Origin of the sequence: Pseudoalteromonas sp. FUC4, from assembly GCF_008370255.1 — a bacterium.
Taxonomy (GTDB): Bacteria; Pseudomonadota; Gammaproteobacteria; order Enterobacterales; family Alteromonadaceae; genus Pseudoalteromonas.
This window is the reverse complement of record NZ_SEUI01000004.1, coordinates 148,314-164,157: the sequence shown is the minus strand read 5'-3', so window position 1 is coordinate 164,157 and position 15,844 is coordinate 148,314. Positions and strand designations below refer to the sequence as shown.

At 37.5% G+C, this 15,844-nt stretch carries 16 protein-coding genes; 11 read left to right on the top strand and 5 right to left on the bottom strand.

Annotation, left to right across the window (positions count from 1 at the left end):
• Positions 1–77: 77 nt before the first annotated feature.
• The 3 genes from pdhR to ampD all read right to left on the bottom strand — a co-directional run bounded on the left by pdhR (position 78) and on the right by ampD (position 2,599).
• On the bottom strand, positions 78–827 hold the full coding sequence (gene pdhR / locus EU510_RS12990; RefSeq protein WP_002957764.1) for a pyruvate dehydrogenase complex transcriptional repressor PdhR: 750 nt from the start codon (positions 825–827) through the stop codon (positions 78–80).
• 352 nt (positions 828–1,179) lie between these two features.
• A complete protein-coding gene (gene ampE / locus EU510_RS12985; RefSeq protein ID WP_149593836.1) occupies positions 1,180–2,031 on the bottom strand; it encodes a beta-lactamase regulator AmpE in 852 nt (283 codons plus the stop codon).
• Positions 2,032–2,044: 13 nt separating this feature from the next.
• Positions 2,045–2,599: a 1,6-anhydro-N-acetylmuramyl-L-alanine amidase AmpD gene (gene ampD, locus EU510_RS12980; protein ID WP_149593835.1), complete on the bottom strand. Its 555-nt coding sequence runs from the start codon at positions 2,597–2,599 to the stop codon at positions 2,045–2,047.
• A gap of 234 nt (positions 2,600–2,833) precedes the next feature.
• Between ampD and nadC the strand changes: the two genes are divergently transcribed.
• The 8 genes from nadC (at position 2,834) to yacG (ending at position 11,176) form a co-directional block, all read left to right on the top strand.
• Positions 2,834–3,685, top strand: coding sequence for a carboxylating nicotinate-nucleotide diphosphorylase (nadC, locus tag EU510_RS12975; protein WP_149593834.1), 852 nt, complete (start codon positions 2,834–2,836; stop codon positions 3,683–3,685).
• A 493-nt stretch (positions 3,686–4,178) separates the two neighbouring features.
• On the top strand, positions 4,179–4,604 hold the full coding sequence (locus EU510_RS12970) for a pilin (protein ID WP_149593833.1): 426 nt from the start codon (positions 4,179–4,181) through the stop codon (positions 4,602–4,604).
• Positions 4,605–4,802: 198 nt separating this feature from the next.
• Positions 4,803–6,011 (top strand): O-antigen ligase family protein, encoded by a 1,209-nt coding sequence (locus EU510_RS12965; RefSeq protein WP_262501229.1) that lies wholly within the window; start codon positions 4,803–4,805, stop codon positions 6,009–6,011.
• An 87-nt stretch (positions 6,012–6,098) separates the two neighbouring features.
• Positions 6,099–7,328 carry a type II secretion system F family protein gene (locus tag EU510_RS12960; RefSeq protein WP_149593831.1) on the top strand — a complete coding sequence of 410 codons (1,230 nt, stop codon included), beginning with the start codon at positions 6,099–6,101 and terminating at the stop codon, positions 7,326–7,328.
• A gap of 163 nt (positions 7,329–7,491) precedes the next feature.
• Positions 7,492–8,385 (top strand): prepilin peptidase, encoded by an 894-nt coding sequence (locus tag EU510_RS12955; RefSeq protein WP_149593830.1) that lies wholly within the window; start codon positions 7,492–7,494, stop codon positions 8,383–8,385.
• Position 8,386: 1 nt separating this feature from the next.
• The gene (coaE, locus tag EU510_RS12950; RefSeq protein ID WP_149593829.1) at positions 8,387–9,028 is read left to right on the top strand and encodes a dephospho-CoA kinase; all 642 of its coding nucleotides are present in this window, start codon (positions 8,387–8,389) and stop codon (positions 9,026–9,028) included.
• Between the two features lie 126 nt (positions 9,029–9,154).
• Positions 9,155–10,831 carry a type IV-A pilus assembly ATPase PilB gene (pilB, locus tag EU510_RS12945; protein WP_149593828.1) on the top strand — a complete coding sequence of 559 codons (1,677 nt, stop codon included), beginning with the start codon at positions 9,155–9,157 and terminating at the stop codon, positions 10,829–10,831.
• A 114-nt stretch (positions 10,832–10,945) separates the two neighbouring features.
• Positions 10,946–11,176 carry a DNA gyrase inhibitor YacG gene (gene yacG / locus EU510_RS12940; protein WP_002957774.1) on the top strand — a complete coding sequence of 77 codons (231 nt, stop codon included), beginning with the start codon at positions 10,946–10,948 and terminating at the stop codon, positions 11,174–11,176.
• Positions 11,177–11,248: 72 nt separating this feature from the next.
• On the opposite strand, the gene EU510_RS12935 is transcribed toward yacG, so the two are convergent.
• Complete coding sequence (locus tag EU510_RS12935) at positions 11,249–11,737, bottom strand: periplasmic heavy metal sensor (RefSeq protein ID WP_149593827.1); 489 nt, start codon at positions 11,735–11,737, stop codon at positions 11,249–11,251.
• 165 nt (positions 11,738–11,902) lie between these two features.
• On the opposite strand from EU510_RS12935, the gene EU510_RS12930 reads away from it, so the two are divergent.
• Genes EU510_RS12930 through EU510_RS12920 form a run of 3 tightly spaced genes read left to right on the top strand, consistent with a single transcriptional unit; the run spans position 11,903 to position 14,936 of the window.
• Positions 11,903–12,592: a response regulator gene (locus EU510_RS12930; protein ID WP_149593826.1), complete on the top strand. Its 690-nt coding sequence runs from the start codon at positions 11,903–11,905 to the stop codon at positions 12,590–12,592.
• Positions 12,570–13,985, top strand: a complete 1,416-nt coding sequence (locus EU510_RS12925) for an ATP-binding protein (protein ID WP_149593825.1) — start codon at positions 12,570–12,572, stop codon at positions 13,983–13,985. The genes EU510_RS12930 and EU510_RS12925 overlap by 23 nt, the downstream gene beginning before the upstream one ends.
• Positions 13,986–13,988: 3 nt before the next feature.
• Positions 13,989–14,936, top strand: coding sequence for an alpha/beta fold hydrolase (locus tag EU510_RS12920; protein WP_149593824.1), 948 nt, complete (start codon positions 13,989–13,991; stop codon positions 14,934–14,936).
• Here EU510_RS12920 and EU510_RS12915 read toward each other — a convergent pair.
• The gene (locus EU510_RS12915) at positions 14,896–15,762 is read right to left on the bottom strand and encodes a cation diffusion facilitator family transporter (protein WP_149594088.1); all 867 of its coding nucleotides are present in this window, start codon (positions 15,760–15,762) and stop codon (positions 14,896–14,898) included. The genes EU510_RS12920 and EU510_RS12915 overlap by 41 nt on opposite strands.
• Between the last annotated feature and the right edge of the window lie 82 nt (positions 15,763–15,844).

The following is a 15,844-nucleotide window of genomic DNA, read 5'->3' as shown; positions in this document are numbered from 1 at the left end:
TATGTTTAAAATACGAATATTGTTAATTTAATATCACAGCTACTTAATTTGTGTGTTCAAAGTAGTTATGTACTAACTTAATTTTGTTTAGTGCGTCTTAAACTACGTTCAATTCGCGAATGCTCTTTGCCTGCTTCAAGTAGTGCTTCTTCGATAAATGCTAAGTGCGCATTACTTGCTAAACGGGCTTGTTCTGGATTACCGTCAATAACGGCATCCATTAATAAACGCCTGTGTTGGGCTAACTGACTGCTAATATCTGACTTTTTTAATAGAACAGTTAAATTTTGCAATACATTTTGCTCAAGCAGCGCTTTCATACCTCTAACTAAATGCAGTAACACCACATTGTGCGAGGCTTCTGCCACGCTAAAGTGAAATGCATTAATTGCTTTTGCTTTTTGCTGTAAATCATCATTAACTAAGGCAATTTCATCAAAGCTTTGTTTTACTTTGCTAAAATCGTTGCTGGTCCCGCGCAGTGCTGCGTAGTAAGCAGCAATCCCTTCTAATGCATGACGAAATTCAAGTAAATCGAACTGCGACTCAGGGTGTTTACTAATCAAATCAAAAAGTGGATCAGTAAGCCCTTCTTCGAGCTGATTTTTTACAAACGTGCCGCCACCTTGGCGACGCGTAACTAAACCTTTTGCTTCTAATTTTTGAATTGCCTCACGCAGTGACGGGCGAGACACTTCAAATTGCTTTGCTAGTTCACGCTCTGGTGGCAACTTTTCACCTGGTGCTAACGAGCCCTCAAGAATCATATTCTCAAGTTGCTGTAAAATAACATCAGATAATTTTGCCGCTTTAATCTTTAAAGACATGAATCAACGTCCGCGTTGTATAAATACCAAGAGCCCATAAAACGGGGCTTTAAGTAGTATGATTTACCTAAAAGGTAAATTGGTCATACCAAAAATTTTCAATACGGTATCAAAAACACTATTAGCTGTCAATTTACAGGTAGTTTGAGCAATTAAAGTAGCGTAACGCATTTTGAACGAAGATCAAACAATGCGCAATTTGCAAAAATTGTTATAAGGCATTTGGGATGAAAACAATTGGTCTGACCAGAATAAATTAGAATATTAACTCTATTTTATTGTATTTAAAAACTGCAGGAAGAGATTAAAGCACCTTACATTGCATAAGGTACTTTATTAAAAAGGCATCAACTTAAGACAGCCCACCAAATAATGTAAGCAACGCTATAAGTACTAAGTAAAATAATACATTGCGCTTAACAAGTTTAATCATACACGTGGCCTCGTAGGTACAGCCGTAATAACGCTTTTCAACTTGCTCTGCAGCAAGTGCAGTACATGTTACTACTTCGCGATTTGGAGATTTAAAGTTAAGTACGTAACGTAGCCAACAACTGGTGCCTTTATTAAAGTTACCTATTACTAAATAACCAAAGCTGGTGATGCGTGCAGGCAACCAGTCAAGCCAGAACAGTAGTTTATGTATAAGTTTAAAACGCTTAGCAAATATTACTTTATGATCTTCTCGTACTAAATCAGCTAAAGTACGTACCAGTGCATATAAAACTGCGCCCGGCGCGCCTAAAACAACAAACCAAAAAATCACCGCACAGTAAAATCTAAAGTTTACCCATGCCAATGTTTGCCCAAAGGTTTCGCCACCCTCTTGATCATCAGTACGCTTTTGACCTATTTGCAACGCATATAAAGATGCAGCAGTACCGTCATCTCGCGTTAACGCATTTAAATACGACTTATATAAAGCACGCTGCTTAGCACAACCAAAGCAAACCAAAAGCACAGCAATATTAATAGCTAACTGCCATAGTACAAAATCAGATAAACAATAAATAAACGCTATTGCTATTACTGGGAGTAAAAGCCAAATTAAAAAACCCGGTGCAGAACTAAATAAGCCTTTGTCACCTAGTAGCTTACTAGAGCGATTTAAATAACCATTTGTGTAATAGCTTATCTGCCAGTAATTAGACCGAGCCCCTAAACGCTCTAGTATTAATGCAATTATTATAGAAACTAAAATCATGGGAATAACTCTCTTAACTTAGTTGTTCAAGCATATTAAAAAACAATGGCCAATTAAAGCTACTGCCAGGATCAGTTTTACGTCCCGGGGCAATATCGCAATGACCAACAATACGCGAAGGGGTAATTTTTGGATAGCGTTGTATTATAGATTTACCAAGTGTAGTTAATACTTTGTATTGCGCTAAAGAGTATGGCGTGGTGTCGGTACCTTCAAGCTCAATGCCAATGCTAAAGTTATTACAAGCAGATACCCCCTCAAACTCAGATTGCCCAGCATGCCAAGCACGCTTTTCAAAAGGCACGTATTGTATAACCTCACCAGTGCGCTTTATAAAGCAATGGGCCGATACACGTAAATTTTTTAAGTCACTAAAACTAGGATGAGCATTACAGTCAATGCACCCCATAAATAACTCATCAACAAAAGAGGTACCAAACTGCCCAGCTGGCAATGATATATTGTGAATCACCAATAAAGAAATATCAGCCTCATCAGGGCGCTCATCGAAATGCGAACAAGGCCGCTGCACTACAGTACTTAAAACACCGTTTAAATCTATTTTCATGATACGTTTATTATATAAATATCAAGATATACATAGTACTGATGCTAAAGGATTTATTAAAACAATGATAGTAACAAACAGGTATAAAACCTCACCTACAGATAATACAAACCCACACGTAGATACTAATTTACTATAAGCACTTATCTTTATATTGGTGAAAAGGTAATCGCTTCTCTTTCTTTTATAAACATAGTAAAATTTGCTTAATTTATTAACGCTTATGAGCATTCCATGTCTATTTCGCACACTCTTATTACTCAGCTTGTTACTCTAGCACTTGACGAAGATTTAAATTATCAAACAGCACAAGAAGGCGATATTACCGCGCAATTAATCCCTCAAAATGAGCAAGCAAGCGCCAAAGTAATTACCCGCGAAGACTGTATTTTTTGCGGAAAAGACATCATCCTTGAAGTATTTAAACAAGTAGACCCAAGCGTTGAGGTTAACGTACTTATAAACGATGGCGACGCAGTTAAAGCAAACAGCACATTATTTACAGCCACTGGTTCAGCGCGTTCAATATTAACTGCCGAGCGTACTGCACTTAACTTTGTACAAACGTTATCGGGTACAGCCACTACTACAGCGCATTATGTAAAAGAGCTAAGTGGTACAACTACGCAACTACTCGATACACGCAAAACCATACCTGGTCTGCGAGCACTTCAAAAATACGCAGTAAAATGTGGCGGGGGGGCAAATCACCGTATTGGTTTATTTGACGCTTTTTTAATTAAAGAAAATCATATAGCGGCTTGTGGCACAATAAACAAAGCCGTTGCTCAAGCTAAACAAAATCACCCAAACAAACCTGTCGAAGTAGAAGTAGAATCACTCCCTGAACTTAAGCAAGCAATTGAAGCTGGCGCCGACATAATTATGCTAGACAACTTTAGCGTAGAGCAAATTAAGCAAGCCGTAATTTTAACCAATAAGCGCGCAAAATTAGAGGTTTCAGGCAATATGACCCTAGAAACGCTCAAAACTTACTCACAAGCAGGTGTCGATTTTATATCAAGCGGGGCATTAACAAAAAATTTACAATCAATCGATTTATCGATGCGTTTTGAGCAATTTTAAAGCTACTTAAAAACTTTAAAAACTCTAATTAGTTGACAAATTAAGCAAAAAAGCATTAAATAACCCGAAAGGCTTAATTTGTAACATTTTGTTAAATAAAATGGTTTTTTATAAAAAATGTACGTGCTAATTACTGAAATAAAATGGTAGACTAATACTGTTGTATTACTTTGCTTTAAAAGTTAATCATAAACAACTAGAATCTTTAGTTGTTCTTTATTTTTAAAAATAAAATTAAAAACTAAAGCAACTAAACTACTTACTTTATGCCTATACTATTTGTTGCTACAACGTGTAGTGCTCTTAGTAAACTTTTATAGTTAGTACTAAACATAATGAATTCACGTCTAGCTTTTGTGTTTCATACTCTAAAGCTAAAGTGTAATAAAATTAATTTTAAGTAAAACTGTAAAGTAAATCAGTTAAATTAAGTGAGGCATTTTGCCGCTTAAGTGATTTAACTTACAAAAATCTATCCTTTAGGAGAGGAAACATGAAAACAATGACTCAAAAACAACAGGGTTTCACCCTAATTGAATTAATGATTGTAGTAGCAATCATCGGTATTTTGGCTGCAATCGCATTGCCTGCTTACTCAAACTACCAAGCTACATCTAAATTAACTGCGGGTTTAGCTGAAATATCAGCTGGTAGAACTGGTTTTGAAATAGCAAAAAACAACGGTGAAGCAGATGCTCCAACTCTTGATGAAATTGGACTTAAAACACCAACTAAAAACTGTGAAATTTCTACGACAGCAACATCAATTGCTTGTAAAATAGTAAGCGCTCCAACACAAGTCGCTGGAGCGATACTTACATGGAACCGCAGCTCGACTGGAGAGTGGTCATGTGTAACATCCAATATAACTAGCGACGAAGGCAAAGCTTTAGCTCCTAAAAGCTGTCCTCATTCTTAATCATTTATTGATTACTAAAAGCGCCTAGTTTGGCGCTTTTTTAATGCGTAAGAATCAGCATTCATGAATATAATAAATATAATAAAACCATCAATCATCAGCTTGTTTTTTCTATGTACGCTAATACCTTTGATACCCATAATTTCCTACGATTACCATAACCACCAACGTATCGTCCAAATAGCGTTGTTACTTAGTATGAGCTTTATAGCGCTTACTTCTTTTTTAGACATTAAAGAGCCTATGTTTAGGCTGGTACTAAACAAAAAAAGTGGAATATTATTTTCAGTTTTTATCTTTTGTGGTTGTTTATCTGCATTAATGAGTGCGGAGCAAAGTTTTAGCTTACTTTACACATTTCATATAAGCTTACTTATTTTAACTATGTGTTATGTAAGTACCATAAATGACAAAAGGTCTATTTTATTTATCATTTATGCATTATTGATAGCTCATACGAGCTTAATTTTAATATGCCTACTTAATATAACTTTTACGCTATCTGAACAACAGCCCTTAAACCCCTATATAATCTACTCCGGTTTTATTAACATTCGTTTTTTTAACCAAGTACAGGTGTTTATACTTCCATTTTTGGTGCTACTCCTAAAGTTTAAAAGCATTCAGCGTGTTGTATTTATTATTTTGTTTTTAAACTTATTACTTATATTTATTGGGCAAGCTCGTGGGGCTTTACTCTCATTTTTAGTTTTCTCTATTTTTGCTCTTGCTTTAAAAACTACATTAAAAAAACAAGTACTTATCGGATTAGCCTGCTTTGTTTTAAGTTGTATTACTTTTTATGCTCTAGATTCGTTAAATAAAGGAGGTGCTGAAATACTACGCACATCCACCTCAGGCCGTATCGACCTATGGTTTAATACTCTTTCTAATCTATCTTTAAAGCATTTATTTATCGGCAATGGCCCTGGGGTATTTGAAATGTCACTTGGCAGCTCAGCTCCTTTTAGCCATCCTCATAATTCGTTAATTGAAATTTTAAATGAGTGGGGCCTTATCGCCCTTATATGTATTTTAATAGTTGTTTTTAAAACCTTTAAAAAAGCTATAGCGCATTTAAAAAAGTATAAAAAAGACATCATTACTGAAAGCCTCTTTTATTCTTTTGCTATAGGAATTACATACTCACTATTTTCTGGTGTGCATGTAATGCCGGTTTCGCAAACACTCTTATTTATAATGTGGGGATTGCTACTTGGAAGAATTAATAAAAAAAGCAACCAAAGCCTCACCATAAATAAATACTTAAAAGCTTTAATAGCCATCTTATTTATTTTTGCATGGTACCTTTACTTACAAAAAGCGATAAGTATTTATAATAATATTGATCCTGATAAAGGGTATATTTACGGACCTAGGTTTTGGTCCGTTGGGCAACGATTTTAAAGCGCCCAACTTTTCTACCAAGAATCATTAGTTTAAGTTATGCTTATAATAATGAAGTTTTAAACCAAATTCAGCTGGGTACTCTTAATGGCAAAAAAACAACAAGATAAAGGCCTCGATACTTTTCAGTGGGTCGGTGTAAGTGCGCGAGGGAAAAAACTTGAAGGTGAGCTTACAGGCAATAGTATTGCATTAGTAAAAGCCCAACTTCGTAAACAAGGTATAACCCCCTCAAAAGTGAAGCGTAAAGCAAAACCCCTATTTGGTATTCAAAGTGTTCAAAAGGTTACTCCAAAGGATATCGCTTTACTGACTCGGCAAATAGCAACCATGCTTATGGCTGGCGTTCCCCTTATTCAAGCAATTGAAATGATTGGCTCTGGTTCAACCAATAAAAGTGTTGCCAAACTAATGGAGACTATTGCTGATGAAGTAAAAGCGGGGCAGCCATTATCTACAGCGCTTAGAAAACACCCTCGCTATTTTGATGATTTATATTGCGACTTAGTAGCATCGGGCGAACAATCAGGGGCGCTTGATAAAATATTTGACCGAGTAGCTTTATATAAAGAAAAGTCCGAAGCACTAAAATCTAAAATTAAAAAAGCAATGTTTTACCCTATTTCAGTATTAGTTATTGCAGGTATTGTTACCTCCATATTATTAATATTTGTAGTACCCCAGTTCCAAGATATTTTTGCAGGTTTTGGGGCAGAACTTCCTGCTTTTACTTTATTTGTAATTGGTATATCAGAATTTATGCAAGCGTATTGGTGGGTAATATTAATCGCTATTGTAGCTTTTGGGTATGCATTCAAAGAAGCAAAACTACGAAGTTTAAAACTCCGGGATGCTACCGACAGAACTATACTTAAACTCCCTGTTATTGGCATGATTTTAAATAAGGCAGCCGTTGCTCGCTATGCACGTACTCTTTCGACCACGTTTGCCGCTGGTGTGCCACTTGTAGATGCGCTTGATTCTGCTGCAGGCGCTTCAGGTAATGCAGTTTATCGTTACGCTATTTTAGATATTAAAGCAGAGGTTAGCTCTGGTAATCAAATGAACTGGGCAATGCGTAACTCAAAAATATTTCCTGATATGGTAATACAAATGGTTGCTATTGGTGAGGAGTCTGGCTCACTAGATGGTATGCTTGCAAAAGTAGCCACTATTTATGAGCAAGAGGTTGATGATGCAGTTGATGGCTTATCTAGCTTATTAGAGCCGCTTATTATGGCCGTACTAGGTGTACTTGTTGGTGGGTTGATTGTTGCGATGTACTTACCTATTTTCCAATTGGGCTCTGTTATTTAATTACCAAAAATAACAATTTACAGGAAATAAAAGAGAGGCTTACCTTTTTGTTAAGATATAACTATTAATGTCTTCTCATTTACTCTCTTTAACTTCTCTTTGTGATAAATACTTCACTTAATTTTTAAACGCTTAATTTTTAAAATAATTTTCAGGTAATATGATGCAAAGTATTATAGAAGTAATGCAAAGCCAATTGTGGTTTTATTTAACCACAATTGGCTTAATTAGTTTATGTATTGGTAGCTTTTTAAATGTAGTTATTTATCGTTTACCGTTGATGATGCAACGTGAGTGGCAAAGCGAATGCAGACTACTGCTAGAAGATGAACTTACAGCCAATAAATCTAAACAAGCCAATATCAACGAGCCTTTTAACTTAGTAAAACCCAATTCTACCTGCCCTAAATGTAAAACAGCCATAAAGCCTTGGCAGAATATCCCTATAATTAGTTGGTTAATACTTAAAGGTAAATGCGCGAGTTGCAGTAACCCTATTTCTGCTCGCTACCCTGCTGTAGAGCTAATTACTGCCCTATTAAGTTTAATTGTTGCCTATAGCTTTGGTGCGACCGAGCAAGCCCTTTTATATATTTTTGTAACGTGGATTTTAGTCGCACTGACCTTTATTGATATTGACCACATGCTGCTGCCAGATCAACTTACACTTCCGCTGGTATGGCTTGCACTTATTGCCTCGGTATTGGGTTACACAATTACACCAACCGATGCCATTATTGGCGCAGCTTGCGGTTATTTAAGCTTATGGAGTGTGTTTTGGTTATTTAAGTTACTAACCGGAAAAGAAGGCATGGGCTATGGCGATTTTAAATTGCTCGCTGTATTTGGTGCTTTGCTTGGCTGGCAGTCCCTGCTTACTATTATTCTGCTTTCGAGCGTAGTAGGTGCCATAATAGGTATTGCACTGTTGAGTATTCAAGGTAAAGACAAAGCGACTCCTATCCCTTTTGGGCCTTATTTAGCAATAGCGGGCTGGATTGCAATGCTTTGGGGCAACCAAATTCAAGGCGCTTATTTTAATTTAATTGGTTATTAAAATGAGTGAGCAAATAACTAAAGTTAATAGCTGGGTATTAGGTTTAACAGGTGGTATTGGCTGTGGTAAAACAGCCGTTAGTAACATGTTTGAAGAACTTGGTATTACAATCGTTGATGCCGATATAATTGCGCGTCAAGTAGTAGAGCCTAACAGCAAAGGGCTTAAAGCGATTGCCCAACACTTTGGTGATAATATTTTATTGCCAAATGGAACATTAAATAGAGCAGAGCTTCGCGCAAAAATATTTACTAACAACAATGACAAAGAATGGCTTAATGCGTTACTGCACCCTCTTATTCGGGTAAAAATACTAACCGATTTAAATAATGCAACTAGCCCTTATGCTGTTTTAGTAGCGCCTTTATTGTTTGAGAATAATCTTGATAAGTATTGCGACCATACCCTACTTATTGATGTACCAACCTCTGTACAAATAGCGCGTACAGTAAAACGTGACAGCACAAATATCGAGCAAGTTAAAAGTATTATTGCCTCACAAATGTCACGTGCCGATAAACAGCAAAAAGCGAATGATATTTTAAATAACGACCGTAGTTTAAACCTAGTGCATATAGAACTTGTTGATCTTCATAAAAAGTACCTACAATATGCATTACACAACAAAACTAACTCACATTAACACTGTCCTAACTCACACAAACTCGTATTTTAGTTAGTAAAATCACAACAAAGAATGAAAGGAGATGTAATCCCCTTCTTTTTTCTGATAAATTGCTTACTATTGAAGGAATAAAACAGGTGCGCAATGAATATTAACTCACCGTTATTGAGAAAATTTATAACCCTTGGCCGCATTGATGCCGACACGGTTAAAAACAAACAAAATGAATTTGCCTCAACAGCTGAGCTTATTTCTAAATGTGGAAAAATCGATAGTAATGATTTAGCTGAACAATGTATTGATTTGTTTCGCGTACCCTATTTTGATTTAAAAGATTTTGATCCTACAAAAATCCCGGCCGATCTCGTAAAAGAAAAACTCATACGCAAGCATCACATTTTGCCGCTTGTTCAAAAAGATCGAAAAGTTTATATAGCAGCATCAGACCCAACAGATTACGGCGCATTCGAAAACTTTGAATTTAGTACCGGCCTCTCATGCGAAGTCGTGGTTGTTGATTATGTTCAACTCGATGCCAAAATTGAGCAATTACTAGATGCCGCTGGCAGCTTAAATTTAACCGATGACGAGTTTCAGGAATTTGCTGATTTAGACTCAGACAGCCAAAAAGATACAGCACCACAAGATGACGACAAAGATGATGCGCCTATCATCGTATATATCAACAAAATTTTAATGGATGCCATTAAAAAAGGCGCCTCTGATTTACATTTTGAGCCATACGAGCACAAGTACCGTATTCGTTTTCGTATTGATGGTATTTTACATGAGGTAGCAAGCCCACCTAATACATTAGCCACCAAGCTTTCTGCACGTATTAAGGTTATGTCGAGACTCGATATTGCCGAAAAACGCAAACCACAAGATGGTCGTATTAAGCTAAAAATTACTGAGCGCAAAAGTATCGACTTTCGTGTAAGTACCATGCCTACCTTGTGGGGCGAAAAAATAGTAATGCGTATCCTTGATTCATCAAGCGCTATGTTAGGCATTGATGTATTAGGCTATGAGCCTGAGCAGAAAAAGCTCTACATGGATGCACTTGCCCAGCCGCAAGGGATGATACTTGTAACAGGGCCAACCGGTTCTGGTAAAACAGTATCGCTATACACAGGTTTAAATATATTAAACCAGCCAGAGCGTAATATTAGTACTGCGGAAGATCCGGTTGAGATTAACCTTGAAGGTGTAAACCAAGTACAAATAAATATTAAAGCCGACATGACTTTTGCCAACGCACTGCGCGCATTTTTACGTCAAGATCCAGATGTAGTTATGGTAGGTGAAATACGTGACTTAGAGACCGCAGAAATATCAATAAAAGCGGCGCAAACAGGTCACTTGGTTTTATCAACATTGCATACAAACTCAGCGCCGGAAACAATCACTCGTTTATTAAATATGGGTGTACCCGCTTATAACGTAGCAAGCTCGATCAGCTTAATAATAGCCCAACGTCTAGCACGTCGCTTGTGCCCTAAATGTAAAACGCCAGAACAACTGCCGAGCGAAGAACTAGCTCGCCAAGGATTTAGTGCCGAGCAAATTGAAGAAATGACGTTATATATGCCTAAAGGGTGTGATAGCTGTACTGATGGTTACAAAGGGCGTGTGGGTATTTACGAAGTAATGCAAATTACCCCTGAAATTGCTCAAATTATTATGCGCGGTGGTAACTCGCTTGAAATAGCTGACGTATCCCTTAAAGCCGGGTTTAATAATTTACGTTTATCAGGTTTACGCAAAGCAGCCGATGGCCTTACGTCCCTTGGTGAAATTAATCGCGTAACTAATTTCTAAAAGCCCATAGCAATGGCTACAAGGTTCTGAACACCAAGTTCAGAGCCTTACTTATACCTAGAGACTCATATCTAAGTAATGTAATATGCACCAAAAATTTGTAGAGAGTAATTTATGCCTACTGTTGTAAACTGCCCAACCTGTAAAACTAAAGTTGAATGGTCAGAGCAAAGCCCATTTCGCCCTTTTTGCTCAAAGCGCTGCCAACTAATTGATTTAGGTGAATGGTCGTTCGAAAATAATAAAATTTCTGCACCAATCACTTCGGCTGAAGAGTTTAGCCAAGACATGATAGAAGATATTGAGGCAATGATGGCTAAAAATGAAGATGACTTTTTTAAATAATTTATCTTCATAATGCCCTAAATACAAAAACCAGCATTACGCTGGTTTTTTAGTATTTACAAAAAAGTAAAATTAACTTTTTTGTTTACGATGCTTTTTATTCATACGCTTTTGCATTTTAGCAAACTTCTCTTTTTGCTCAGCGTTAAGCACTTGCATTACTTGGTGTTGTGTTTTTAGTTCAATTAAACCAAATTGCTCACCTTTTGCATGACGTTCATTTAATAGCTCTTTTGCTGCATTTTCGTCAAATGTTGCAGCCGAAAGTAACGCATCCATTTTTGCTTTGTGCGCTTCACGCATCGCTTTACGGGCTTCTTTATCGTCGCCACGCAGTGCTTTCATTTGTGTTTTTTGCGCTTCAAAAATAGCCTTTAGCTTAGTTTGCTGCTCATCTGTTAGGTTTAATTTTTCAACGCCGCGCTCAGAAAGTAAAAAACGAGCTTGAGAATGGCCTTGCTTATGTCCGTCGCCTTTAGCTAACACGCTACCAGCACCAAGCGTTGCTGTTGCTAAGCCACAGATAAGTACTAATTTTGAAAGTGTGTTTAATTTAGTCATAATCATTACCTTAATATTGGGTTGGTTGTGGCTGCTAAGCCAGTGAGTTAACTATACCTAACTCAACGCAAAGTAACGCAAAGCAGTGTAAAGGTTGTGTAAAGATTCACCTTTGCACTATTTAGCGGGTAAAATAACGCTATAAACAACTCTAAGGGTTTGTAAATGAAACTATTAATGATTGATGACGACACTGGCCTTTGTGAGCTATTAAGTGAATATTTAACTGCCCAAGGTTTTGAAATACAAAGCGTACACGACGGTGAACAAGGCCTTAAACTAGCACAAGCAAATGACTACGCCCTGATATTGCTAGATGTAATGTTACCAACGCTTGATGGTTTTGAAGTACTTAAACAACTTAGGCAAACAAAACTCACACCGGTAATAATGCTTACAGCAAAAGGTGAAGACTTTGACCGTATTTTTGGTCTAGAGCTAGGCGCTGACGATTACATTCCAAAGCCTTTTAATCATCGTGAATTACTAGCCCGCGTAAAAGCGATAACTCGCCGTATAGAGCACATTAATAGCTTAAATATAGCTACAACGAGTAAGTTACTCGTTAATGGCATTACTGTTAACCTTGCAGCTCGAGAAGCCTCAATAGACGACTCTACACTAACCCTTACAGGTACAGAGTACGAAATACTCACGCTATTGTGTAAAAATGCAGGTGAAGTGGTTAGTAAAGAGCAAATTAGTGAAGAAGTACTTGGTAGGCGTTTAGCTTCTTTTGATCGCTCTATCGATATGCATGTAAGTAATATCCGCAAAAAAATAGCAGAACATATTCCAGGTGAGCGAATTAAAACAATGCGAGGTACGGGTTATGTCTTTATCCAAGGCGAATAAAAGCATCTACTTTGCGTGGTTAAAACATCCTGGGCACTACCTGTTTTTTAAAATATTTATTTGGTTTTGGTTAACTATAATCGGCACCGTAGCAGCGCTTATATTTTTAAGTAATATAACCGCTATTAATACGGTATCTAACGAGCCACTTTATGGCCCGATGAAAAAAAACCTTATATATACAGCCAAAAGTATTGAGCGCTCCACCATAAAGCACAAACGAACTCTAAGCGAAGTGTTAGCGCACCCTCGCCTGTCAAAGCGTAAACTTTTATACTTAAGTGCAATGCAAAGTGAGGATTCTCTAAGTAATAAAGAGGTGCCAGAGAGCATCGACTTAAGTTTATTGAACTTTACCCAAAATATGTCGCCGCAAATTATTTTCACTGAAAAATACCAAGCTTTTGGTCCTGTTAATATAAACGTGCCTGAAGGAAATTTTTATCTATATGAAATAGATATTAATCATCAGCCACCGTTACTTATGCGCTTTAAGCTTATGCCTAATTGGATGAAAATAGTCATCGCAATTGTTGCCTCTCTTATTTTAAGCTTTGTATTTAGCCGCAACTTAATAGCCCCTATAAATAGCCTTAAAAAAGCGGCTATTAAACTATCAGCGGGCAACCTAAGCGCAAGAGCCGACATTTCTGTAAACCGAAAAGATGAGCTAGGAATACTTGGGCGAGACTTTAACAGCATGGCTAATCAGTTAGAGCTTTTAATTAGTTCACAAAAACGCTTATTAGCCGACATATCACATGAGTTACGCTCGCCCCTTACACGTTTAAAAATGGCTACCGGGCTTGCACAAATGCAAGCTAACGACGCTAGCCAATCGTATTTATTACGCATAGAAAAAGAAGCAAATCAGCTTGATAAAATGATTGCCGACGTGCTGCAAGTGTCTCGCTTAGAAGCAAAAAGCCAAGCTCTTTCACTGCAAAAACAATCACTGCAAATAATAGTAGATCATGTGCTTAACGATGCGCAGTTTGAAGCAAAACAAAATAATAAGCAGCTAAATATAATGGGCGCTGTAGAAGTAAATATTGATTGCGACGAAGGCCTTATTGCCAGTGCGCTTGAAAACCTACTTCGCAACGCTATTAAATACGCAAACAATACAATTAGCATTACTCTAAAGCACACAGATGCCATTTTTATAGAAATATGTGATGACGGCTCTGGTGTGCCAGATGATCAACTGAGTAAGCTTTGTGAGCCCTTTTTTAGGCAATCAGATGCGCGCGACCGAGTAAGTGGCGGCACGGGTTTAGGGCTGGCGATTGCTAAAAATGCTATTACTGCGCATGGCGGTAGTCTAGTATTATCAAATAAAGAACTAGGTGGCTTGTGTGCTAATATAACCTTGCCATTAATAAAAGAGTAAACCATGTTTTATAGTAGTGAGCGTGAGCTGAAAAGTAATCAAATAACAATTAATAACTTTTATAAAAACACGCTAATTAAAGCTTATTTAGATACGCCTAACGGGCAATTATTTTATGCTTATGCCATACCTGAAAAAGCTCAAACTGCCATTGTTATCAGTTCGGGGCGCCTTGAGGGGTTAGATAAATATAAAGAATTGTTGTGGGAGCTTTATAACAATAATTTTGCCGTGTTCATAGTCGACCACCAAGGACAAGGCCGCTCTTATCGCCACTTAATAAATAAGCATAAAGGCCACGTTAACCAATTTAACGATTACAGTGCCGATCTAAACTTATTTAATAAACAAGTTGTGGATACTTATTGGCAGGGTAAAAAAGTATTAGTGAGTCATTCAATGGGCGGCGCTATTGCATTTGATTACCTTGCGCATTTTGAACACAATTTTAGTGGCGCGTTTTTATCAGCGCCGATGCTTGATATTTACACAAAAAACACTCCAAAACCTTTAGCTAAATTAATAGCCAGCACCGCTACCCTTTTGGGTCAAAAAGACAACTACGCGCTAGGGCAAACCGATTATATACCCGATGAGTTTGCTACAAATGTATTAACCAGCAGTCCAGTGCGTTACGAGCTATTTAGACAAACATATAAAGAAGAGCCATTACTACAGCTGGGCGGTGTTACTTACGGCTGGCTAAATGCAACGTTTGCATTTATAACTTCTGTGGATAACTTAAGCGTGACTATCCCACTTTATATTGCCAGCGCGCAAAACGACGAAGTAGTCGATAACAATGCCCAATATAAATTAGCAAACAGACACGTAAATACAGTACTTAAAAGTTTTGAAGGTGCTAAACACGAGCTATTTTTTGAACGTGATGAAATACGTCAGCCATTGCTTAAAAGCTTGTATCAGTTTTGTGAGTCGGTGACGGCTTAGCAAGTACCGATAAAGGATCGAGGTGGATCAGTATATCTACCTCAGATTCAAAACGTTCTTTAAGCATTGACTCCACTTCATCAGCTACGTTATGAGCTCGTATTAAACTTAAGTTATCATCAAGCTCTAAGTGCATTTGGATAAACTTAACTTTTCCGCCTTGGCGAGTACGAATATCATGCACGCCATGCACATCAGCATGGGCTCTGGCTATGTCAAATATGCTTTGCTTTTCATCGTCTGGAAGCTCTTTATCCATTAAGTGATCGGCACTATCGCGCGCTATATCCCAACTGTTATAAAGTAAGTAACCCGCTACACCTATCGCAAAAACAGGATCGGCATACAGCACACCATAATAAGCTAACAAAATAGCTAACAGCACCGCAGCGTTTAATATTAAATCGCCTTTGTAATGAACTGAGTCGGCTTTTATAGCAATTGAATCGGTGTACTTAACTACTTTATTTTGCACAAATACAATTACCAGCGTACATGCAATAGCAAAAATACTTACCCACACGCCTAATAAAGAATGGCTTAACTGTATAGGATTAAATAAACGCTCAATACCATGAAAAGCAAGTAGGCAACCTGAGCCTGCAATAAACGCAGCTTGGCCAAGTCCTGCTAGTGCTTCAGCTTTTCCGTGCCCAAACCTATGGTCATCATCCGCTGGGCGCAGTGCGTAACCCAAAACTAAAAAGCTCATAGCAGTGGCTGTTATATCCATTAACGAATCAGTTAACGAGCCAAGCATTGAGGCCGAGCCCGAAGCAAGCCACGCCCATGTTTTTGCGCCAATCATTAAACTAACCATTACCATGGTAACAATGCTGGAAGTTTTAACCCAAAATTCGTAGCTACGGTTATGCACGTTTTAATCCGATAATTAGGAGTATTCAATA